Genomic DNA, 19957 nt, shown 5'->3' on the forward strand with positions numbered 1-19957 from the left:
GCCGAGTCGTCTTCGGCCGGCGCTCCCCCGCTCGCGCGGTCCAGCCGCGCGCCTCCGTCCTTCGTGAGCTGAATCCCTTACCCGGCACCGCTTCCCGGTGTCGCGCTCACTGCTGCCCGGAGGACTTCCCGTCATGCCCGTTGTTGTGTTGACCCTGCTCGTCGCGACCGTCGCCGTTGCCGGTGGACTGCTCGTCAAGATGTTCCGCCACGACGAGCCCCTGTTCGGCGGGCTGGGGATCTGCCTGCTCGTCGGGCCCGGTTCGCTGCTGGCCTTCGTCCACGTCGGTCTCACCGAGTTCTGAGGGTGCGGGTTCCGAGGGTGCGGCCGAAGCGTCCGGTCCGGTAGCCTGATGTCCGTGTTCACGAAGTGAACAGCGATTCCAGACTTCCGGCGGAGGGCTCCCCGTGACCAAACCGACGCGGTCCCCGGACGCCCGCGCCGACCAGGCGGACATCCAGGCGGTGAGCCGGGTCAGCCAGATCCTCTCGCTGTTCGACCCGGCCACCCCGGATGTCACCGCCGCCCAGGTCGCCGAGCGGCTCGGCCTGAACCGCACCACGGCGTACCGGTACTGCACCTCGCTCGTCGCGGCCGGCTTGCTGGAACGCAGTGCCGACGGCGGTTACGTGCCCGGCGGGCTGCTGCTGCAGCTGGGCGCGTTCGCGATCGGGCACCGCCGCGTCGTCAACCTCGCGCCGCGGCACATGCAGGCGCTCTCGCGCGCCACGCAGACCAGTGTCGTGCTCAGTCTCTGGGGTATCAGCGGCCCGGTGGTGTCGCGGGTGGAGGAGAACCCCTCGACGATCGTCATCGTGTCCGTGCGGGTCGGCAGCCACCTGCCGCTGGACACGGCGCAGAGCAAGGTCTTCCTCGCCTACCACGCCGACCAGCTGGCGATGGAACGCCTGATCGGCAACCTGTCCGGCACGGCGCGCGACGAGCTGCGCGCCGACGTCGACCGGGTGCGCGCGGTCGGCCACTGCTCCGCGATGAGCACGCCCGGGATAGTGGCGGTGTCCGCGCCGGTGTTCGACGAGTACGGCATCTGCGCGACGATCGCGATCGTGGGCCCGGACAACACACTGTCGATGGCCGACGACACACCGGAGCTGCGGGTGGTGGTCGAGACCGCGCGCGAGCTCACCCACGAGCTGGGTGGGCACTACCGACCCGACGACGTCCAGCGAGCGGTGTAGGGCAACCACGCCGACGATCGGGAGCTTCGCGGCGGTCGCGGCCGACACCGCACGCGAACTGCGTGACCACTACCGACTCCGACGACATCCAACGCGCCGCGTAAGGCAACCACGCCAGCGCAAGCAGCCCCCGAGCCACAGGGCGCGGCCGACACCACACCCGAACCCACCCACAAACCGCGCGACCACTACCGACCCGACGACATCCAACGCGCCGTATAAGGCAACCACGCCGGCGCAGGCAACGGCGACACCTCCGCGTACTCCCGCGTTCCGGCCACCGCACTGCCGACGAACTCGTCGAAGTCCCGGCCGGCGAGGTACTTCGCCACTCCGGCCACCATCGCTCCGATGACCGCGGGGCCGCCGACCCACAACGCCGTGACGACCTCCACCGCCCGGGCGCCCGACGCCAGGAACCGCAGTACGTCCGCCGCCGAGCGGGCGCCGTTCGTGCCGACCAGTGGCACGTCCAGTGCCGAAAATGCCTTGCTCACCCAGTAAAGGCTCATCGGCAGGCACCCGGGCGAGCTCCACGCGCCCCACGATCCCAGCACCGCGCCGCCGTCGAGGTCGGGCAGGAAGCCCGGGTAGCGGCCGACCAGGCCGACCGCGTCCGCTCCCGCCGAGCGGGCCGCGCGGGCCAGCGCGACGACGTCCGATGCCTGGCCCGGCAGCTTCACGAACAGCGGGACGTCGACCGCGTCGCGGACGGTCCGCACCGCCTCGCCCACACCGTCCACTTCGGTCAGCTGGCGCACCGCCCGCGCCTCACGTCCGTGCGGTGCGCCGATGTTGAGCTCCACCGCCGGCACCACGGCCGCCATCGCCCGCCCGATGCGCGCGGCCGCGGCCGGGTCTCCGAGGGTGATGCTGCCGAGCACCGGGCAGTCGCGAGGCGCGCCGCGGGCGACGGCGGTGGCCAGGGTCCCGAGCCAGTGGTCCAGGTCCACCTGCGCGAGCCCGGACCGGTTCAGCAGCCCGTCGCCGGGCCGGGCCGTACCCGGCGGCCGCACCCGCCCGTCCCAGGACACGAAGGCGTAGTCGGCGATGTCCAGCTGCCGCCGGGCCGCCGCGCTCTCGTTCACCGACTTCGCCACCACCGCCCCGGCGCCCGCGTCGATGCACGCGAGGAGCCCGTCGAGGGTCATGGTCAGCTCCGACGAGCCGACCCACACCGGGTTGGCGGTGGCGAGTCCCGCGACATCCATCCGAAGTCCATTCAGGACAGTGCGGGGATCGTGCTGTCGTCGGCCATGTCGACGTCCTTGGTCTCCGGGCCGAGGAAGCCGCCGAGGCTGATCAGCAGCCCGGCGAGGACGATCAGGACGCCCGGGGCGAGGTGCGCGGGCATGAAACCGTCGAACCGCTGCAGGTAGAACTGGTAGAACGCCGGGGCGATGAGCGCGAGGCTGTAGCCGACGCCGTAGCCGGTCGAGCGGATGCTCGCCGGGAACCGCTCGGTCAGGTAGGCCGCGATCGGGCCGAACGTGCCGACGGTGAACACCCCGATGAGGACGCCGAAGCCGAGTGCCGCGCCGAAGCCGCCGTTCGACGCCATCAGCAGCGTGTAGGAACCCGCGCCGATCACGACCATCGAGAAGCCGTAGCCGATGTAGAACCGGCGACGGCCGATGCGCTGGGACAGCACGCCGAACACCGGGTAGGACAACGCGGCGGCCGCGTTGATGACGAGCATGGTCAGCGTGACCTCCTTGCTGGAGAGCAGGAGGTGCGCCTTCAGCTGCGCGGGGGTCACGGCGGCTTCCATGTTGGTCGCGAGCCACGTGCCGGTCATCAGGATGAACACCTGGCCCAGCGCCCGCGGGTACTTCTTCACCAGCCGGACGAACGGCACCTTGTGCTTCTCGCCGGTCAGTTCGGACGGCGGCTCGTGGACCTGCTTCTGGTAGTAGCGGAACAGCACCGCCGCCAGCAGCGCGCCGACGAAGAACGGGATCCGCCAGCCCCACTGGACGTACGCGCTGTGCAGGCCGGCGGCCGGGAGCAGCTGCAGCATCAGCAGCGTGATCGCGGCGATCACCGCGTACGCGGCGGGCGAGGTCGACGTGATGATCGAGGCGTAGAGCCCGCGTTTGTGCTTCGGGCTCCACTCCATCGCCAGCGGCACCGCGGTCGTGTACTCGCCGCCGAGGAAGATGCCGTCGACGAACCGCAGCGCGATGAGGATGCCGACCGACCACATCCCGATCGTCTCGTGCCCGGGCAGGCACGCGGTCAGCAGCGTGATGATGCCGAAACCGCCGACCGCGACGAGCGTCGTGCGCTTGCGCCCGACCGTGTCGGCGAAGTGGCCGAAGATGATCGCGCCGAGCGGGCGGCCGATCAGCGTCGAGGCGAACACCAGGGACGCCAGCAGCGCCGTCGTGCTCGCGCTGAGGTTGGCCGCCTGGAAGTACGCCGTCGCCGGGGCCAGCACGACGATCGGCAGGTAGATGTCGAACTGGTCGACGAAGTAGGCGAGCGTCCCGCCACGGACCGCGGCGCGCACCTTGGTCGCGTCCGGGCCGTGCGGGGTGCCGGGACGGGCGGCCGCCTCTGCGGCGCTGGGCGGTGTGGACATCAGCGTCCTCCGTTACTCCGAACTGAATGTTCACCAAGTGAACGTCAGACACTCTAAATATGGACTCGTCGATGCACAAGAGCGGTCACAGGGTTGACAGCCGGTCTTATAGTGAACTTTGACTTCATAATGTGAACCGAAAGGCCGCTCATGAGCTCGCGTCCCGCCATCGCCTCCGTCCTGGACGGCTTGGTCGACATGCACGTCCACTCCGGCCCCAGCCCGTTCCCCCGCCGCTTCGACCACGTCGAGGCCGCGCAGGACGGCGCGCGCATCGGGATGCGCGCCATGGTCGCGAAGTCCCACCACCACAACACCCAGATGGACATCCTCGCGATGAAGGGCCGGCTCGAGGGGGTCAAGGCGCAGGCCTTCGGCGGGATCGCGCTGAACAGCACCGTCGGCGGGCTCAACGTCCACGCCGTGCGCATGACCCTGCGCATGGGCGGCAAGGTCGTCTGGTTCCCGACCATCTCCTCCGGCCGGCACATCGACTGCCACCCCGAAGACGGCGCCTTCCCGACCACCACCGTCCCGCTGACGCTGGAGCGCATCGACATCGTCGACGGCGAAGGCGCGCTCAAGCCCGAAGCCATCGAGATCCTCGACGAGATCAAGGAGCAGCAGGCCGTCCTCAACGGCGGCCACATGTACCCCGAGTACATCAAGACGCTCTTCCAGGAAGCGCACGAGCGCGGCATGAAGCGGATGGTCGTCAGCCACCCGGACTTCGTCATCGGCGCCGACCCGGCGCTGTGCCGCGAGCTGATCGAACTGGGCGCGTTCATCGAGCACGAGGTCGGCATGTACGACCCCGAGGGCACCCAGAAGTGGGACCCGAAGAACCTGCTGACCTGGATCGAAGCGCTCGGCCCGGAGCACACGGTGCTGGCGTCGGACTTCGGCCAGAAGGCCAACCCGAAGCCGGTCGACGCGTGGCTGCGCGTCGGCGAAGCGCTGCTCGACCTCGGCCTGCCGGAGAAGGACCTGCGCCGGATGGTCCGGGACAACCCGACGTACCTGCTGAACCTCGACGCCTGAAAGGACCTCCCGTGTACGAAAAGGACGATCCCCGTTCGGCGCTGGCCACCGCGGCCCGGCCCGACAGCGGCGCCGCGATCACCGCCGCGCAGTACCTCGACCTGCGCGCGACGCCGGTGGTGCGCGCGCAGAACGTCATCCTCGTCCACACCGACGCCCGCGACGGCGACGACCTCGACAACGGCACCCTGGACGGCGAGCTGGCGATCATCGTCACCGACGCCTCCCCCGCGTTCACCGTGCTGACCGGCGACGGCGCCACGAAGGTGGACTCCCCCGGGCTCGTGGTCGTCCCGCCGGGCGCGTCGCGGATCAGCGTCCACGGCGACGGCCCGCTCGTCCGGCTGGTCGAGGCGACCGAACCCGCGTGGCGGGATCGTGTCGCCAACGCCGACGCGTACGCGCAAGCCCACCCGCGCGTCACGCTGCTGGAACGCTGGCCGGCGCCCGCCGAAGAGCGGGTCCGCTTCTACCCGCTGTCCGAGGTGCCGGACGACCCGAAGCGGTTCGGACGGATCTTCCGCACCCGCTCCTTCATGGTCAACTTCCTGCCCCTGCAGGACGGCCCACGCGACCCGCACAAGCTGTCTCCGCACCACCACGACGACTTCGAGCAGCTCTCGCTGGCCGTGCAGGGCGAATACGTGCACCACATCCGGACACCGTGGCTGCCCGACAGCAGCACCTGGCGCGAGGACGAGCACGTCCGGATCGGGAGCCCGTCGGTGACGGTCATCCCGCCGCCGACCGTGCACACGTCCGAAGCGAGCGACCCGGGCGTGAACCAGCTGATCGACATCTTCAGCCCGCCGCGGGTGGACTTTTCGGAGAAACCGGGCTGGGTCCTGAACGCCGACGACTACCCGATGCCGTGAGCGGGCGGACCGGAGGCGGGCTGTTCACCCGCGACGCCACGCCCGTGGGCACCTGGCTGAAGATCGCCTCGACCGAGCCGGCCGAGATCATGGCGTTCGCCGGGTTCGACTTCGTGGTCGTCGACCTGGAGCACGCGCCGCTGGACCTGGTGACGGCGTACCGGCTGATCAACACCGCCGCCGCGCTCGGCCTGACGCCGATCGTGCGGGTGCCGGACAAGACGCCGTCGACGATCCAGAAGATCCTCGACGCCGGCGCGATGGGCATCCTCGTGCCGCACGTCGACACCGTCGAGGAGGCGGCGGCCGTCGGGCGGGCGTGCCGGTTCCCGCCCCACGGCGTCCGCGGCGCGGGCGGCACCAGCCGGGCCGGGGCGTGGGGGTTGCGGCCCAACGCCGAGTACCTGGCCACGGGCAACGACGACGTGCTGTGCATCCCGCAGCTGGAGAGCGTCGAGGCGATCAAGGCCGCGCCCGAGATGCTCGCGCTGGACACGGTGGACGCCGTGTTCGTCGGTGCGGCGGACCTGTCGATGTCGATGGGCTCGACGCCCGCGTCACCGGACGTGCTCGACCTGATCGCCGCGGCGATCGCGGCCGCGCACGACGCCGGGAAGAAGTGCGGGCTGGCGTTCGGCGGGCTGCCGGAGAAGGCGGCGCAGGCCGTGCGCGACGGCTGCGACTTCGTCCTGCTCAGCAACGACACGACGATGCTGGCCGAGGCCGCGCGAAACCTCGTCACGGCGTTCCGGGACGCGACCGCATGACGCTGTCCCTGCCGCGCACGGCGTTGTCGATCGCCGAGCTGGACGACCTGGACCACGACGGCGTGGTGCGGTTCGTGCGGGCGCTCGAGGAGTACGGCCACCGCATGGTCTGGATTCCCGAAGTGAACGGGCGGGAGGCGTTCACGACGGCGTCCCTGGTCCTGGCGTCGACCTCGCGGCTGATCGTCGGCAACGGCGTCGCGCGGGCTCTCGAGCGCGTGCCGAAGTCGGCGGGGTCGGCCGCACGGGACCTCGCCGCGGGGTATCCCGGGCGCTACGTGCTGGGGCTCGGCGTGAGTGGCGCGGTCCGTGAACGCGGGGTCGGACCACTCCCGTTCCTGCGCGAGTACCTCGACGGCGTCGACAAGGTGGCGCACGGCGTGCCGAAGGTGCTCGGGGCGTACTCGGCCGGGATCACCCGGCTCGCGGCCGAGCGCGCCGACGGGCTGATCACGTTCCTCGTCACGCCGGAGCACACGCGCTGGGCACGCGAAACGATCGGGGACCTCTTCCTGTCGGTGGTCCAGTGGGCGGTGGTCGGCCGCTCCCGGGCGGCCGCGCGCGAAGTGGCCCGGGACCGGCTCGCCTACTACCTGACGCTCCCCCACCAGATCGCGAAGCTGAAGAGGCTCGGGTTCACCGACGAGGACCTCGCGCCGCCGGGGTCCGACCGCCTGCTCGACGCGCTCGTCGCGTACGGCACGCCCGACCAGGTGCGCGAGACGGTGCGGGCGCAGTACGAGGCGGGCGCCACCCAGGTGGCGTTGAGCCTGGTCGGCCCGCTGGACGACGCGAAGCTCGACGCCTACCGGGCGCTCGCACCAGAGGAGGATTGATGCGCACGGCCGAGAAAGTCATCATCACCACCGCCATCACGGGCTCGGTGAACATCCCGTCGCAGAGCCCCCACCTGCCGCTGTCGGCCGACGAGGTCGCCGACGCGGCCTTGGAGGCGATCGAGGCGGGTTCGGCGATCGTCCACCTGCACGCCCGGGAGCCGGACGGGCGGCCGACGCCCGATCCCGACGTGTTCGAGAAGATCGTCGGGCGGATCACCGCGGAGACCGACGCCGTCATCAACATCACGACCGGCGGCGCGTCCTCGATGACGATGGACGAACGGCTGGCGGCCGCCTACCGGCTGCGGCCGGAGCTCGCGTCGATGAACATGGGGTCGATGAACTTCGTCTACTCCGGCATCGCCGACAAGGTGACGGAGTGGAAGCACGACTGGGAAAAGCCGTACGTGCTCAACACGTACTCGAAGCCGTTCGTGAACACGTTCGACAAGATCGAGCACACGCTGCGGACGCTCGGCGAGTCCGGGACCCGGTTCGAGTACGAGTGCTACGACATCGGGCACCTGTACTCGCTGGCGTACTTCGTCGAGCTGGGGCTGGCGAAACCGCCGTTGCTGATCCAGGGCGTGTTCGGCGTCCTCGGCGGGATCGGCGCCGACCACGCGAACCTGGAGCACATGGTGCGGATCGCGGACAAGCTGTTCGGCGACGACTACGCGTTTTCGGCCTTCGCCGCCGGCCGCGAGCAGCTGGGCTTCGGCACGCACAGCGCGTGGCTCGGCGGGCACGTGCGGGTCGGCCTGGAGGACAGCCTGTGGATCGGCAAGGGCAAGCTCGCCGAGAGCAACGCCCAGCAGGTCCGGAAGATCCGGGCGGTGGTGGAGGATTTCGGCAAGCCCATCGCGACCCCGGCCGACGCCCGCGCGATGCTGGCACTACGAGGAGGAGAGGCATGAGCTTGCTGACCGGCAAGGTGGTCCTGGTCGTCGGGGCCAGTTCGGGCATCGGCGCCGAGGCGGCACGGGTGTTCGCCGCGGACGGCGCTTCGGTGATGCTGGTGGCGCGGAACGAAGAACCGCTGGCGAAGCTCGCGGCGGAGCTGTCCGACCACGACGTCGCGTACACGACGGGCGACATCACCTCGGCGTCCGATGTGGACGCGTTCGTCTCGGCGACGGTCTCGCGGTTCGGCCGCCTCGACGGAGCGTTCAACAACGCGGCCATGGGCGGCGGCGGCCGTCTCGACTCGGTGTCGGAGGAGGACTTCGACCGCATCATGGCGGTGAACGTCAAGGGCACGTGGCTGTGCCTGCGTGCGGAGGTCCGCGCGATGGAGAGCCAGGGCTCGGGGTCGATCGTGAACGTGAGCAGCATCGGCGGCCTGCGCGGAAGTTCGGGCATGGGCGCGTACCAGGCGACGAAGCACGCGGTGATCGGCCTGACCCGCACCGCGGCGCACGACTTCGGGCCGCTGGGCATCCGGGTCAACGTGATCGCCCCGGGCCCGACGGAAACGCCGATGCTGGACGAACTGCGCCGCACGATCCCGGGCGGGGTCGAGGCCCGGATCGCGGCGACGCCGTTGCGGAAAGCGGGCACGGGCGCGGAAGTCGGCTCGACGGCGGCGTTCCTGCTGAGCGACCGGGCGAGCCACTTGAGCGGAGTGGTCCTCCCCGTCGACGGCGGCTTCACGGCGTGAGCGGTGGGGCGGCCGCGGCCGCCCCACCGTCTTCATTCCAGATCCGGGATCAGCTCGCCGATCAGCCGGATGCTGTTCAGGACCTTCTCGTGCGGAATCCCGCCGATCTGCTGCAGGCACATCAGCCGGTCGATCCCCAGATCCGCGTACGCGCGCAGCTTCTTGCGGCACGTCTCCGGGCTGCCCACGATCAGCGAGTCCTGCGCGCTCAGCACCTCGAACACCTCCTCGTCGCGGACCGGCTCGCCCTGGAGGATCCGGGCGATCAGCAGGTTCGCCTCCGACGGTGCGGCCGCCGCTTCGCCGCGGAGGAAGTCGCCCGTCAAGCCCGGGGACTTCATCAGCTCTTCGTTGCGGGCGTTGGCGCGGACGAACTCCGTCGCCGCTTCGAAGAACGTCAACGCCGTCACCGTGTACCAGGCCGCGGCCGCCGCCGCGCCGTTTCGCATCGCCTCCTCGTCGGTGTCCGCGCAGTGGACGAACGTGAAGAACCCGACCTGGTCGTTGACGAACGCCCCGACCGGGTCGGTGCACGAAGCGGCCGCCGCGCGGTACAGGCCGATCAGGCGGCTTGCGCGCTCCAGCGACTCCCACATCGTCGTGCCCAGCACGCCCACCCCGCGGCGCCCGGCCTCCTCGAACGACGCCGGGCTCGCCGCCGCCTGCCAGAGCGGCGGGTGCGGCTTCTGCAGCGGCTTCGGGCCGATCCCGGCGTCGTCGACGCGGTAGGCGTCGCTCGCCCACGAGAACCGCTCGGACGTCCACATCTTCGGCACCATCTCGAACGCCTGCTGCGTCTGGGCGCGGGCCTCGTCGGGCTCGATGCCGAACAGGCGCCACTCCGGGATCGTCGACCGGGTCAGGCCCAGCTCCACCCGGCCACCGCTGAGGTGGTCGAGCGTCGCCGCGCGCTCGGCGACGCGGATCGGGTGGTTGAACCGCCCCGGCGCGAGCACGGCGGAGTGGCCGAGCCGGATCCGGCTGGTGCGCTGGGAAAGCGCCGCGAGCATCAGCTCGGGCGCGGACGACAGGCTGAACTCCCCCGCGCCGTGGTGCTCGACCTGCCACCAGCACCCGTAGCCCAGCTCGTCGGCGAGGACGGCCTGCTCGATCGCCTGCCGGAACCGCAGCTGCTCGTGTCCTTCGGGCCAGGGCCGCGGGTTCTGGATCTCGTTGAACAGGTCGATCTTCATCCACGGCCTCCGCGTCGTCGGGGGTCCCGAAGGATCAGGCACCGAGAAGTCAGACGCCGAGAGCGACCGGGGCATTACAGATGGTCACCCGGACGGAGCAGCTTGGTCACCGGCCGTCCGGGTGGCACGCTTCTCCCGAAGGAAAGGCGATCCCATGGCCGTCCAGCCGAGCGGGCCACGGCGGGCCGAGGTGCTCGCCGCGCTGTCGCTCGCCATCGATCTCGGCCTGGGCCAGCCCATGGAGCACATGCTGCGCTCCACGCTGATCGCGACCCGGCTCGCCGAACGGCTCGGCCTCGACGAGGACCAGCGCGACACGACCTTCCACGCCACCCTCGTCGCCTGGATCGGCTGTCACGCCGACTCCCACGAGCTGGCCGGGTGGTTCGGCGACGACATCGCCTTCCGCTCCGCCACCTACCGCGTCGACTGGACGGGCCGGCCGTTCCTGCGCCTGCTCGCCGCGCACGCCGGCCGCGACCGCGCCCCGGTCGCGCGGGCCGTGCTCGCCGCCGCGTTCCTCGCCAGGGCCCGCGGCCGCCTCGCCGCGCTGATCCACTCCCACTGCACCTCCGCCGGGCGGCTCGCCGACCGGCTGGGACTGGGCGCGGCGGTCGGCACCGCGCTGGCCGGCACCTTCGAGCGCTGGGACGGCAGCGGCCTGCCCACCGGCGCCCGCGGCGACGGCCTCCCGATCGAAGTGCGCGTGGTGCACCTCGCCGAGGTCGCCGAGGTGTACCTCCGGCGCGGCGGGGTCCCGGCCGCCGTCGCGATGGCCGAAGCGCGCAGCGGCACCCAGTTCGACCCCGCCGTCGTCAAGGCCTTCACGGACGCCGCCGGAGAAATCCTGGCGGGCCTGCTCGAAGACGACGTCTGGACGACCGCGCTGGCGCAGGCTCCCGACCGGACGCTCACCGACACCGAGCTCGACGACCTGCTGACCGCGATCGGCGACTTCGCCGACCTCAAGTGCCCGTTCGCCCTCGGGCACTCGCGCGGGGTCGCCGATCTCGCCGCCGAGGCCGCTCGCCTCAGCGGGATGTCCGAAGCGGACGTCCGGCTCGTCCGGCGGGCCGGGCTGGTGCACGACCTCGGCCGGATGGGCGTGCCCAACAGCATCTGGGAAAAGCCCGGCCCGCTGTCCGGAGCGGAATGGGAGCGCGTCCGGCTGCACCCCTACCTGACGGGCCGGATCCTGCGCCGCGTAAGGGGTTTGGAGCAGGTCGCCGTCATCGCCGCAGCGCACCACGAACGGCTCGACGGCTCCGGTTACCCGCTCGGCGCGGCCGGGGCGGCACTGGCACCGCACGCCCGGCTGCTCGCCGCCGCCGACGTCTACCACGCGCTGCGCGAACCGCGCCCGCACCGCCCGGCGCGCGACGCCGTGGACGCGGCCGAAATCCTGCGGCAGCAAGCGCGGGAGTCCCGATTGGACGCGCACGCCGTCGACGCCGTCCTGCTGGCCGCCGGGCACGCGCGGCGACGGCCGTCGCACCCCGCCGGGCTGACCGGCCGCGAGGTGGAGGTGCTGCGCCTGCTCGCCGGCGGCGGCTCGAACCGCGAGATCGCGCGGACGCTGTCGATCAGCGAGAAGACCGTCCGCAACCACGTCGAGCACATCTACGCCAAGGCCGGGGTGTCGAACCGGACCGGCGCCGGGCTGTTCGCCCTCGAACACGGCATCAGCGGTTTCCCCGGAAGATGAGGCATCCGCCCCATGCGGCGGCGGCCGGGTGCGAACGAGGCTGAGCTCCTGCGAACAGCCGAACCGAGGAGCCCGCCATGCCCACCCGAGCCGTCATCAGCCTCACCACCGGACTAGAAGACCCCGAGAAGGTCACCGTCGCGTTCCTCGTCGCCGTCGGGGCCGCCGAACAGCACCGCGCGACCCTGATGTTCCTCACCAAGGAGGCGGTCCGGCTCGCGCTCGACGGCTTCGCCCAGGCCACGGCGTGCGAAGGCTGTCCGCCGCTGGCCGAGCTGGTCAAGCGCTACGAGGCCGCCGGCGGCCGCTTCCTCGTCTGCCCGATCTGCTTCACCGCCCGCCACCTCACCGACGACACCCTCGTCGCGAACGCGTCCCTCGGCGGCACGGTGCCGATGTGGGAGTGGATCGGCGACGAGCCCGTCACGACGTTCAGCTACTGACATGACCACCCCAGGCGAAGAGTTCGCCCGTGCGCTCGCGGCCCGCGATTCCGCCGCGCTGCGTGCGGTGCTGGCCGGCGAAGTCGACTTCGCCGCACTGACCCCGGGCCGCCACTGGACGGCCACCGACCCGGCCGAGATCGTCGACGACGTGATCTTCGGCCGCTGGTTCGGCCCCGGCCGGAAGATCCTCGAGCTGTGCTCGGTGACCACCGGGCGGGTCGCGGACTGCGAGCACGTCACCTACCGGCTGCGGGTCGAGCGCGACGGCGTCGGCCACCTCGTCGAGCAGCAGGCCTACTACACCGCGCGAGACGGCGAAATCGGCTGGCTGCGCGTCCTGTGCTCGGGCTACCGGGCCATCGCCGGCTGAGAATCCGATCACGTCGGCGTGGCTCGACGCGCCGGGGCGCCGTCCGCCTGCCATCCTCTTGCGGTCAGGAAGACAGGCGGACGGAGGCACCCGTGGGCGTCATCAGCTGGATCGTGCTCGGACTCATCGCGGGTGTGATCGCGAAGGTGCTCATGCCGGGCAAGGACCCCGGCGGCTGCATCATCACGATCCTGCTCGGCATCGGCGGCGCCTTCGTCGGCGGCTGGGTCGGCAAGACCCTGTTCCACACCGACCTTGGCACCTTCTTCGACCTGCGCACCTGGGGCCTCGCGGTCCTCGGCGCGCTGATCATCCTGGTGATCTACCGGATGGCGTTCGGCCGGAGCCGCCGGGACTAGCCGCTAGTTCAGCGCCACGCCGTACGCGCTCAGCGCCTCGCCGACCGGCTGGAAGAACGACGTCCCGGTGCCCTTGCCGGACGTGATGCCCAGGCCGACGCTGCCGGCGAACAGGCAGCCGCCCGAGTCGCCCGGGTTGACCAGCGCGTTGGTCTGGATCAGCTGGGACACCGATCCCTCGGCGTAGTTCACGGTGACGTTCGTCCGCGTGACCGAGCCCGACGTGAGGTGCGTCGTGCTGCCGCTCTTGCTGATGCGCTGCCCGACCGTCGCCGTGCCGGCGGAGCTGATCCGCTGCGTGGAGCCGTTCCACAGGGTGACCGCGCCGGGGGCGCTGCCGGTGGTGTTGCGGATCAGGCCGTAGTCGTTGCCCGGGAAGCTCGAACCCTGCGACGGCCCGACGTTCCACTGCGACACCGCGCGCGTGCAGTGGCCGGCGTCGACGATGTAGTCGACGCCGCCGCGGTTGGTGTTGAAGCCGGCCGAGCAGCGGGTGCCGCCGCCGGTGATGGCCTCGCCGTTGTAGATCGCGGCGTGCATCCCGCCCGCGACCCGCTCGACCCGGACCCGGTCACCGAGCGCGGAAGCGGCCCGCAGCAAGGCATCGGTACCGCGCGGCGTCCGCCACGGTCACCACGACCTGGTTGGTCTTCGGGTCGAGGCCGACCGACGTGTGCGCGACGGCGGGCAGGGCCTCCAGGGCGGTCTGCGCGCCCGCCAGCGCCGCGCTCGAGTGCTTGACGAGCCGGGCCTGGCCGCCGGCGGCGACGACCTGGTCGGCGGCCGCCTGGTCGAGCACGTTCACCACGGGCTTCGCGGCGGCGTCGAGGTAGCCGTCCGCGGCGCGGGCGCCGAGCGCGGCGGTGACCCGGTGCAGGGTCTCGACGCCGGCCGCCTGCGTCCGCAGGACCGCGACGGCGGCGGACTCGCTGATCCCGGCGTCTGCCGCGAGGGAGGCGACCGCGTCGCGTTGCACGTCGGGCGAGTAGCCGTCGACGGTGCCGGCCGTCGCCGGGCTCGTCAGGAAGCCGGCGACCGCGACGGCGGCCGCCAAGCCGGTGGCGGAGCGGGCGAGCAGGTGTCTTGTGCGCATGCCGGGACTCGCTTTCACGGGGGAACCGGCGCGAGGGATGGCCGCGCCGGTCGCGGTGGGGGTCCGGTGTTCCGGTGCGCCCGAGGGTGAGCCGCGGCCGGGAGCGGCGGTACCGACTTTCGTCGTACAGGACAAAAGATAGGTATCGGACAATTCACCCCGCGCACAGTAACCGCACAGCGACTACCGCGAAGACGGCCACGCGACGTCGTCGACGGTCAGGAAGGGCTCGCCCACCACCGTCGCCGGCGTGATTCCCGTGAACGCCCGGACATCGCGGTGCAGGTGCGACTGGTCGGCGTACCCCGCGTCGGCGGCGACGAAGGCCGCCTCCTGACCCGCGACCAGCCGGTGCACGGCGTGGTCGAACCGGACCAGCCGCGCCGCGCGCTTGGGCGGCAGGCCGATCTGCGCCCGGAACCGGGACCACAGGCGCTTCCGGCTCCAGCCGACTTCGGAAGCGAGCCGCTCGACGCGGACCAGACCGCGCGTGCGGACCAGGCGCCGCCACGCCCACGCGACCTCCGGATCGGCCGCCGGCCCGGCCTCGGCGCGGCGGGCGAGCACCGCGTCCGTCAGCGCGAACCGCTCGTCCCACGACGACGTTTCGCTCAAGCGCTCGGCAAGCCGGGCCGCGTCGCGGCCCCACAAGTCGTCCAGGGCCACGAAAGCGCCACCCAGCTCGGCCGGGCGGACCCCCAGGACCGCGCCCGCGACGGCCGGGGGCAGGCGGACCTGGACGCACGAGAAGTCCGCCGCCTGCCGCACCCGGGTCGTGCCGAACCCGAGCCCGGCGACGACGCTGCCCCGCCCGGCCGCGCCGGACAGGACGACGGCGCCGGGACCGAACACCAGGGCCAGCGTCACGGCCGGCGGCGGGATCAGCCGCAGGCCCGCCGGGGTACGGCCGCGATCGGCGAACCCGGCCATCGTGGCCCCGGGCAGCCGGGAGGGCGACGCCGGGAGCGCGACGTCCCACAGCACCTCGGCGACCGGCCCCATCATCCCAAGCTACGCGGAACATTCGTCCAAGCCACCGGCGTCCCCGAGCGGCCAGGGTCGGCCCATGACGAACCTCCACACGACCGACGACGGCCCCCGTGACGCCCCGGTCCTCCTCCTGATCCACGGCTCCGCGTCCTCGGCCCGCTCGTGGGACGCGCTGCTCCCCCTGCTGACCGGAACCCACCGCGTGGTCCGGATCGACCTGCTCGGACACGGCCGGTCGGCCAAGCCGGACGATGCCGCGTACGACGTCCCCGAGCAGGCCCGCCGGGCCGGTGAGGCGCTGGACCGGCTCGGCGCCGGGCACGCCGTGGTCGTCGGGCACTCCAGCGGCGGCCTGGTCGCCACCGCCCTCGCCGAGCGGCGACCCGCGCTGGTGACCGCGCTCGTGCTCGTCGACACCGGACCGAGCCTGGACACCTACATCGGCCCGCAGGTCGCGTTCGACGCCGGGCAGTGGGCGCGGCTGACCGACGAGCAGATCCGCCAGGCCATGGCGTCCGCGTTCGGCCGGCCCGGCCACGAGGCGCCCGCGCCGCTCGTGGACGACGTGCGCGGGATGACCTTCACCTCGTTCACCGCGACCCAGCGCGGAGCCGTCGAATACCTTGCGCGGCAAGCGATCCCGGACCGGCTGCGGGCGCTGGGCACGCCGGTGCTGGTGCTCTTCGGCGAAGACGACCGGCGGTGGCGGCCGTCGAGCTCCCTCGCGGCCTATCGCGCCGTGCCGGGCGCGCGGGTCGTGCCGCTGCCCGGCGTCGGTCACTCGCCGATGTTGGAAGACCCGCCGCGGACCGCCGAGGCGCTGCTGGCCTTCACCGCCTCGCCCGCGCTGAGCAGGGAAAGCCCGGCGCGCCCGCGCCCGTAGCGACCGGGCGGGCCCGACCACGCCGTGGCTCGGCCGACGCCGCGCGTGCCCGGGTGGCAGGATGTGCCCGGTGAGCATGCGCACCAGGAACAACGTGGTCGTGACCGGACGCGAAACGGGGCCGACGGTCCTGCTCGCCCACGGTTTCGGCTGCGACCAGAACCTGTGGCGCCTCGTCGTCCCCGCCCTGGCCGAGCGCTACCGCGTGGTGCTGTTCGACCACACCGGCGCCGGGCGCTCGGACCTGTCGGAATGGACGCCGGAGCGCTACGGCACGCTCGACGGGTACGCCGACGACGTCCTGGCCCTGTGCGAGGAGCTGGACCTGACCGACGTCGTGCTCGTGGGGCATTCGGTCAGCGCGATGATCGCGGTGCTGGCCGCCAACCGCGAGCCGGCCCGGTTCGCGAAGCTGGTGCTGCTCACGCCGTCCCCGTGCTACATCGACGACGAGGACTACCGCGGCGGGTTCAGCCGGGCCGACATCGACGAGCTCCTCGACGCGCTGGAGTCGAACTACCTGGGCTGGTCGGCGGCGATGGCGCCGGTGATCATGGGCAACCCGGACCGCCCGGAGCTGGGCGAGGAGCTTACGAACAGCTTCTGCCGGACCGATCCCGCGATCGCGCGGGTCTTCGCGAGAGCGACGTTCCTCTCCGACAACCGCGCCGACCTGGCGAAGGTCTCCGTGCCGACGCTGGTCCTCGACTGCGCCCACGACGCCATCGCGCCCCCGGAGGTCGGGCGGTTCACCCACGAGCGGATCGCGGGCAGCCGCCTGGTGACGCTCGACGCGACCGGGCACTGCCCGCAGCTGAGCGCCCCCGACGCCACCGCGGCCGCGATCACGGCGTTCGTGAGCGGCCCGTGATGTGCGAAGCCGGCGCGAGCGACCGGGAGAACACCGGCCCGGCGTTCTCCGCGCTGCTGGAAGACAGCGCGGAGGACCTCTACGAAAACGCGCCCTGCGGGTACTTCTCGACGCTGCTCGACGGCACGATCGCGAAGATCAACGGCACGCTGCTCGCCTGGCTGGGTCACGAACGCGACGAGATCGTCGGCCGGCGCCGGTTCTCCGACCTGCTCACCGTCGGCGGCCGGCTCTACCACGAGACGCACTTCGCACCGCTGCTGCGGATGCAGGGCGAGCTCGGCGGCGTCGCCTTCGAGATGAAGACGGCGGGCGGCGCCCGGCTGCCGGTGCTGGTGACCTCGACGGTCAAGACCGGCTCCGACGGCGAGGCGCAGCTGATCCGCACGACGGTGTTCGACGCGAGCGACCGCCGCGCCTACGAACAGGAGCTGCTGCGGACGCGCGACGAGGCCGAGCGCGAGCGCGACCGGGTGCAGCGGCTGGCGAGGACGCTGCAGCAGACGCTGCTGCCGCCCGCGCTGGCGGAAGTGCCCGGGATGCGGGTGGCGGCGTACTACCACCCCGCGTCGGCCGACCAGGTGGGCGGCGACTTCTACGACCTGTTCCCGGTCACCGGCGACACGTGGGGGTTCTTCCTCGGCGACGTCTCGGGCAAGGGCGCCGCGGCCGCGGTGGTGACGTCGCTGGCGCGCTACACGCTGCGGGCGGCCGCGGTCCACGACCCGGACCCGACCGTCGCGCTCGGCACTCTCAACACGGTGCTCAACCGGCAGTTCCACGGCACCGACCCGCGCTACTGCACCGTCATCCACGGCCGCATCCGCCCGCACGGCGACAGCGCGACGGTCACCCTGGCCGGCGGCGGCCACCCGCCGGCGCTGCTGATCCGGGCCGGCGGGACGACGTTCCTGCCGCTCCCGGGCGGCCAGCTGGTCGGCGCCCTGCCCGGCGCGCGCTTCGCCGCGGTGGACGTGCGCCTCGAGCCCGGGGACACCGTGCTCCTCTACACCGACGGGCTGACCGAAGCCCGCACGCGCGGCCGCACTCGCTACAGCGAGGAGCAGCTGCGCGACGACCTGACCGGCCTGGCTCCGACCACCGCCCCCGCGGTGGTCGAGGCGGTCACCGCCCTGCTGGCCGGCTTCGGCGACGGCGTCGAGGACGACACCGCGCTGCTGGCGTTCAGCATCCCCCTGCCCGGAGGCGACCAGCCATGACGAGCCCCTTCTCGACTTCGACCGAACCGGCCGCCACCGGCCCCGTCCTGACCGTCCGCGGAGAGCTCGACGTGGCCACCGCGCCCCGGCTCCGCGCGCGCATCGCGGAGCTCACCGTGACGGCAGGCCAGCTGCTGGTGGTGGACCTGGCGGATGTGACTTTTTGCGACTCCAGCGGGATTTCGGCCCTCATCGCGGCCCGCAACGTCGCGGAGGCGGCCAAGGCGAAGGTCGCGCTGGTCGCCGTGCCGGCCCGGCTCACGCGAACGCTCACGCTGACCGGGCTGGCGGACTTCTTCCCGACCTACCCGACGGCCGGCGACGCCATCGCCGCCCACGCCTGACCGCCGGCGATCGTCAGAGGCAGGGCGGCCGGTAGCCGTCGACGCGCAGGCCGCGGAACTCGAGCCGGTTGGGCGTCTTGCCGACGAACACCAGGCCCCGGGCCTCGGCGAGGGCCGACGCGAACGAGTACGCCGGGGTGCCCAGCTCCGGCAGCGACGTCCAAGCCTCGGGCCGGAAGCTGAAGAACTTCGTGACGAGCTTCCCGCGGGTCGAGGGCACCGGGGTCAGCCACTTGTCGCCGCCGCTCCAGTGGGACGCCGGGCGCAGCTGGACGTAGAGGTCGTCGGTCGCGCGGTAGGTCAGCCAGAAGCCGGCCGAGCGGGAGAGGTCGGCCTGCGCGTCGAACTGGTTGCCGAGCCAGACGACGACCACGTGCCACTCGGCATTCAGAAACGTCACCTTCGCCGCGTACCGGCGGCCTTCGGGGACGAGAAGCGTGCCGGTGGGCGGGACGGTGGCGCCCTCGCCGCTCGCGAGCCACTGCTGCAGCCGGTCGATCGAGGGGGTCGAGCACTCGCAGCCGGGCCGCGAAGACGCGTTCGCAGGCGGGCTGAACAGGGAAAACACGAGGAGGGATGCGAAGATCGCGAGCGTCCGGGCGAAGGCGAGGCGCATGCCGGGAAGCTACCAGAACCGGTGTGCTCCGCGTCACGGAATGCGGGCGGATCTTGGGCGCTACAGAGGGTAGGAACCGTACGAATCCCTAGGGAGGGCCATGTCCGCCACCACGACGCCGGAGAGCACGTCCACCACCCCGGTGGTGCCCGCGCTCGACGACTTCGACTTCGAGCTGACCGACGGCGCGGCCTGCCGCATCGACGACCCGGACTGCGAAGCCTGCCAGTGAGGCCGCTGCCCCGGCGCGATCCGTGCCGGGGCCCCGGGCTCGTTCGGGAGCACCTGCCTCACCGCGCGCACTTGTCGGTGGTGCGCGGTAGCGTCACGGATATGGCACTTTCGGTAGCGGAACGCGAGCAGTTCCTGGCGGAACCCCACATCGGCGCGCTGTCGGTGACCGAGCGGCCGGACCGCGCGCCCCTGACGGTTCCCCTGTGGTACCAGTACACCCCGGGCGGCGAGCTGTGGGTCCGCACGGCACCGGGCTCGCGCAAGATGAAGGCGATCGACGCGGCCGGGCGGTTCGGCTTGCTGGCGCAGCGGGCCACCCCGACGGTCCGGTACGTCTCGGTGGAGGGCCCGGTGACGAGGACGGAACCGGACACCCCGGAGCGGGCCCGCGAGATGGCGGCGCGGTACCTGCCGGAGGAGAAGGTGGACGGCTACCTGGAGTTCGAGCGGACGCAGATGGCCGAGCACATCGTGGTCTTCCTGCGGCCCGAGCACTGGCTTTCCCTGGACATGGGAACGGTGTGACGGGAGGCTCGCCGTCAACTTCGGACCGCATTGGAGCGGCGAGCGGCTGACCGGCGCGCGGTGTAGCAGTGCGCAATGCCGCCTGCTCGGCGGCTCGGGCCCCGTAACGAACTCCGATAGGGCGCGACCGCGGGAAAGCGAGC

Annotated in this window: 23 protein-coding genes and 1 pseudogene; 18 read left to right on the forward strand and 6 right to left on the reverse strand. The window is 72.1% G+C overall.

Translation table 11 applies throughout. The features are described from left to right. The first annotated feature begins 133 nt into the window (after nt 1-133). Both ABZ342_RS10595 and ABZ342_RS10600 read left to right on the forward strand, forming a co-directional pair. Nucleotides 134-304, forward strand: coding sequence for a hypothetical protein (locus ABZ342_RS10595; RefSeq protein ID WP_360471171.1), 171 nt, complete (start codon nt 134-136; stop codon nt 302-304). A 103-nt stretch (nt 305-407) separates the two neighbouring features. Continuing rightward, a complete protein-coding gene (locus ABZ342_RS10600; RefSeq protein ID WP_155547159.1) occupies nt 408-1199 on the forward strand; it encodes an IclR family transcriptional regulator in 792 nt (263 codons plus the stop codon). A 188-nt stretch (nt 1200-1387) separates the two neighbouring features. Here the strand turns inward: ABZ342_RS10600 and ABZ342_RS10605 are convergent, their stop codons facing one another. Together ABZ342_RS10605 and ABZ342_RS10610 are read right to left on the reverse strand one after the other, a co-directional pair. Beyond that, nucleotides 1388-2410 carry a hypothetical protein gene (locus tag ABZ342_RS10605; RefSeq protein ID WP_360471174.1) on the reverse strand — a complete coding sequence of 341 codons (1023 nt, stop codon included), beginning with the start codon at nt 2408-2410 and terminating at the stop codon, nt 1388-1390. 11 nt (nt 2411-2421) lie between these two features. Continuing rightward, a complete protein-coding gene (locus ABZ342_RS10610) occupies nt 2422-3783 on the reverse strand; it encodes an MFS transporter (RefSeq protein ID WP_360471177.1) in 1362 nt (453 codons plus the stop codon). A gap of 150 nt (nt 3784-3933) precedes the next feature. On the opposite strand from ABZ342_RS10610, the gene ABZ342_RS10615 reads away from it, so the two are divergent. From ABZ342_RS10615 to ABZ342_RS10640, 6 genes are read left to right on the forward strand one after another with little or no spacing between them, the layout of a single operon-like run. Further along, nucleotides 3934-4824: a DUF6282 family protein gene (locus ABZ342_RS10615; RefSeq protein ID WP_360471180.1), complete on the forward strand. Its 891-nt coding sequence runs from the start codon at nt 3934-3936 to the stop codon at nt 4822-4824. 11 nt (nt 4825-4835) lie between these two features. Beyond that, the gene (locus ABZ342_RS10620) at nt 4836-5699 is read left to right on the forward strand and encodes a hypothetical protein (RefSeq protein WP_155547155.1); all 864 of its coding nucleotides are present in this window, start codon (nt 4836-4838) and stop codon (nt 5697-5699) included. Continuing rightward, complete coding sequence (locus ABZ342_RS10625) at nt 5696-6466, forward strand: aldolase/citrate lyase family protein (protein ID WP_360471182.1); 771 nt, start codon at nt 5696-5698, stop codon at nt 6464-6466. The genes ABZ342_RS10620 and ABZ342_RS10625 overlap by 4 nt, the downstream gene beginning before the upstream one ends. Further along, on the forward strand, nt 6463-7302 hold the full coding sequence (locus ABZ342_RS10630) for an LLM class flavin-dependent oxidoreductase (protein WP_360471185.1): 840 nt from the start codon (nt 6463-6465) through the stop codon (nt 7300-7302). Before ABZ342_RS10625 ends, ABZ342_RS10630 begins: the two co-directional genes overlap by 4 nt. Then, nucleotides 7302-8222 (forward strand): 3-keto-5-aminohexanoate cleavage protein, encoded by a 921-nt coding sequence (locus ABZ342_RS10635; protein ID WP_360471188.1) that lies wholly within the window; start codon nt 7302-7304, stop codon nt 8220-8222. Before ABZ342_RS10630 ends, ABZ342_RS10635 begins: the two co-directional genes overlap by 1 nt. Continuing rightward, a complete protein-coding gene (locus tag ABZ342_RS10640) occupies nt 8219-8965 on the forward strand; it encodes an SDR family NAD(P)-dependent oxidoreductase (protein WP_155547151.1) in 747 nt (248 codons plus the stop codon). Before ABZ342_RS10635 ends, ABZ342_RS10640 begins: the two co-directional genes overlap by 4 nt. 32 nt (nt 8966-8997) lie before the next feature. Here ABZ342_RS10640 and ABZ342_RS10645 read toward each other — a convergent pair whose 3' ends face one another. Beyond that, nucleotides 8998-10158: an LLM class flavin-dependent oxidoreductase gene (locus ABZ342_RS10645; protein ID WP_360471190.1), complete on the reverse strand. Its 1161-nt coding sequence runs from the start codon at nt 10156-10158 to the stop codon at nt 8998-9000. 154 nt (nt 10159-10312) lie between these two features. Here ABZ342_RS10645 and ABZ342_RS10650 point away from each other — a divergent pair, with 154 nt between their 5' ends. From ABZ342_RS10650 to ABZ342_RS10665, 4 genes are all read left to right on the forward strand, one after another. Further along, nucleotides 10313-11863, forward strand: a complete 1551-nt coding sequence (locus tag ABZ342_RS10650) for an HD domain-containing phosphohydrolase (protein ID WP_360471193.1) — start codon at nt 10313-10315, stop codon at nt 11861-11863. Between the two features lie 77 nt (nt 11864-11940). Then, complete coding sequence (locus tag ABZ342_RS10655) at nt 11941-12306, forward strand: DsrE family protein (RefSeq protein WP_360471195.1); 366 nt, start codon at nt 11941-11943, stop codon at nt 12304-12306. A 1-nt stretch (nt 12307) separates the two neighbouring features. Beyond that, on the forward strand, nt 12308-12679 hold the full coding sequence (locus tag ABZ342_RS10660) for a hypothetical protein (RefSeq protein WP_360471198.1): 372 nt from the start codon (nt 12308-12310) through the stop codon (nt 12677-12679). Between the two features lie 92 nt (nt 12680-12771). Further along, a complete protein-coding gene (locus ABZ342_RS10665; protein WP_155547145.1) occupies nt 12772-13038 on the forward strand; it encodes a GlsB/YeaQ/YmgE family stress response membrane protein in 267 nt (88 codons plus the stop codon). Nucleotides 13039-13041: 3 nt separating this feature from the next. Here the strand turns inward: ABZ342_RS10665 and ABZ342_RS10670 are convergent. Beyond that, nucleotides 13042-14131: pseudogene (locus tag ABZ342_RS10670) on the reverse strand (S1 family peptidase). 183 nt (nt 14132-14314) lie between these two features. Continuing rightward, on the reverse strand, nt 14315-15133 hold the full coding sequence (locus ABZ342_RS10675) for a helix-turn-helix domain-containing protein (RefSeq protein WP_360471201.1): 819 nt from the start codon (nt 15131-15133) through the stop codon (nt 14315-14317). Between the two features lie 64 nt (nt 15134-15197). Here ABZ342_RS10675 and ABZ342_RS10680 point away from each other — a divergent pair, with 64 nt between their 5' ends. The 4 genes from ABZ342_RS10680 (at nt 15198) to ABZ342_RS10695 (ending at nt 18439) form a co-directional block, all read left to right on the forward strand. After that, nucleotides 15198-16004 carry an alpha/beta fold hydrolase gene (locus tag ABZ342_RS10680; RefSeq protein ID WP_360471203.1) on the forward strand — a complete coding sequence of 269 codons (807 nt, stop codon included), beginning with the start codon at nt 15198-15200 and terminating at the stop codon, nt 16002-16004. A 61-nt stretch (nt 16005-16065) separates the two neighbouring features. After that, the gene (locus tag ABZ342_RS10685; protein WP_360471206.1) at nt 16066-16875 is read left to right on the forward strand and encodes an alpha/beta hydrolase; all 810 of its coding nucleotides are present in this window, start codon (nt 16066-16068) and stop codon (nt 16873-16875) included. Next, complete coding sequence (locus ABZ342_RS10690) at nt 16875-18095, forward strand: SpoIIE family protein phosphatase (protein WP_360471209.1); 1221 nt, start codon at nt 16875-16877, stop codon at nt 18093-18095. Before ABZ342_RS10685 ends, ABZ342_RS10690 begins: the two co-directional genes overlap by 1 nt. Further along, nucleotides 18092-18439 carry an STAS domain-containing protein gene (locus tag ABZ342_RS10695; RefSeq protein WP_360471211.1) on the forward strand — a complete coding sequence of 116 codons (348 nt, stop codon included), beginning with the start codon at nt 18092-18094 and terminating at the stop codon, nt 18437-18439. The genes ABZ342_RS10690 and ABZ342_RS10695 overlap by 4 nt, the downstream gene beginning before the upstream one ends. Before the next feature lie 13 nt (nt 18440-18452). On the opposite strand, the gene ABZ342_RS10700 is transcribed toward ABZ342_RS10695, so the two are convergent. After that, nucleotides 18453-19055, reverse strand: coding sequence for a hypothetical protein (locus ABZ342_RS10700; RefSeq protein ID WP_360471214.1), 603 nt, complete (start codon nt 19053-19055; stop codon nt 18453-18455). A gap of 100 nt (nt 19056-19155) precedes the next feature. Between ABZ342_RS10700 and ABZ342_RS10705 the strand changes: the two genes are divergently transcribed. Both ABZ342_RS10705 and ABZ342_RS10710 read left to right on the forward strand, forming a co-directional pair. Next, nucleotides 19156-19287: a hypothetical protein gene (locus ABZ342_RS10705; RefSeq protein ID WP_277875445.1), complete on the forward strand. Its 132-nt coding sequence runs from the start codon at nt 19156-19158 to the stop codon at nt 19285-19287. Nucleotides 19288-19388: 101 nt separating this feature from the next. Beyond that, entirely contained in the window at nt 19389-19814 is a 426-nt protein-coding gene (locus tag ABZ342_RS10710) for a pyridoxamine 5'-phosphate oxidase family protein (protein ID WP_155547140.1), read from the forward strand. Nucleotides 19815-19957 lie beyond the last annotated feature (143 nt).

This window comes from Amycolatopsis sp. NPDC005961, from assembly GCF_040629235.1.
Taxonomy (GTDB): Bacteria; Actinomycetota; Actinomycetes; order Mycobacteriales; family Pseudonocardiaceae; genus Amycolatopsis; species Amycolatopsis camponoti.

What these genes read in the sequence shown, in the direction of transcription:
- ABZ342_RS10660 (WP_360471198.1), top strand. Translation starts at nt 12,308, where the DNA reads ATGACCACCCCAGGCGAAGAGTTCGCCCGTGCGCTCGCGGCCCGCGAT.
- ABZ342_RS10635 (WP_360471188.1), top strand. Translation starts at nt 7,302, where the DNA reads ATGCGCACGGCCGAGAAAGTCATCATCACCACCGCCATCACGGGCTCG.
- ABZ342_RS10690 (WP_360471209.1), top strand. Translation starts at nt 16,875, where the DNA reads ATGTGCGAAGCCGGCGCGAGCGACCGGGAGAACACCGGCCCGGCGTTC.
- ABZ342_RS10605 (WP_360471174.1), bottom strand. Translation starts at nt 2,410, where the DNA reads ATGGATGTCGCGGGACTCGCCACCGCCAACCCGGTGTGGGTCGGCTCG.
- ABZ342_RS10615 (WP_360471180.1), top strand. Translation starts at nt 3,934, where the DNA reads ATGAGCTCGCGTCCCGCCATCGCCTCCGTCCTGGACGGCTTGGTCGAC.
- ABZ342_RS10680 (WP_360471203.1), top strand. Translation starts at nt 15,198, where the DNA reads ATGACGAACCTCCACACGACCGACGACGGCCCCCGTGACGCCCCGGTC.
- ABZ342_RS10700 (WP_360471214.1), bottom strand. Translation starts at nt 19,055, where the DNA reads ATGCGCCTCGCCTTCGCCCGGACGCTCGCGATCTTCGCATCCCTCCTC.
- ABZ342_RS10650 (WP_360471193.1), top strand. Translation starts at nt 10,313, where the DNA reads ATGGCCGTCCAGCCGAGCGGGCCACGGCGGGCCGAGGTGCTCGCCGCG.
- ABZ342_RS10610 (WP_360471177.1), bottom strand. Translation starts at nt 3,783, where the DNA reads ATGTCCACACCGCCCAGCGCCGCAGAGGCGGCCGCCCGTCCCGGCACC.
- ABZ342_RS10705 (WP_277875445.1), top strand. Translation starts at nt 19,156, where the DNA reads ATGTCCGCCACCACGACGCCGGAGAGCACGTCCACCACCCCGGTGGTG.
- ABZ342_RS10655 (WP_360471195.1), top strand. Translation starts at nt 11,941, where the DNA reads ATGCCCACCCGAGCCGTCATCAGCCTCACCACCGGACTAGAAGACCCC.
- ABZ342_RS10675 (WP_360471201.1), bottom strand. Translation starts at nt 15,133, where the DNA reads ATGGGGCCGGTCGCCGAGGTGCTGTGGGACGTCGCGCTCCCGGCGTCG.
- ABZ342_RS10595 (WP_360471171.1), top strand. Translation starts at nt 134, where the DNA reads ATGCCCGTTGTTGTGTTGACCCTGCTCGTCGCGACCGTCGCCGTTGCC.
- ABZ342_RS10710 (WP_155547140.1), top strand. Translation starts at nt 19,389, where the DNA reads ATGGCACTTTCGGTAGCGGAACGCGAGCAGTTCCTGGCGGAACCCCAC.
- ABZ342_RS10630 (WP_360471185.1), top strand. Translation starts at nt 6,463, where the DNA reads ATGACGCTGTCCCTGCCGCGCACGGCGTTGTCGATCGCCGAGCTGGAC.
- ABZ342_RS10695 (WP_360471211.1), top strand. Translation starts at nt 18,092, where the DNA reads ATGACGAGCCCCTTCTCGACTTCGACCGAACCGGCCGCCACCGGCCCC.
- ABZ342_RS10640 (WP_155547151.1), top strand. Translation starts at nt 8,219, where the DNA reads ATGAGCTTGCTGACCGGCAAGGTGGTCCTGGTCGTCGGGGCCAGTTCG.
- ABZ342_RS10645 (WP_360471190.1), bottom strand. Translation starts at nt 10,158, where the DNA reads ATGAAGATCGACCTGTTCAACGAGATCCAGAACCCGCGGCCCTGGCCC.
- ABZ342_RS10685 (WP_360471206.1), top strand. Translation starts at nt 16,066, where the DNA reads ATGTGCCCGGTGAGCATGCGCACCAGGAACAACGTGGTCGTGACCGGA.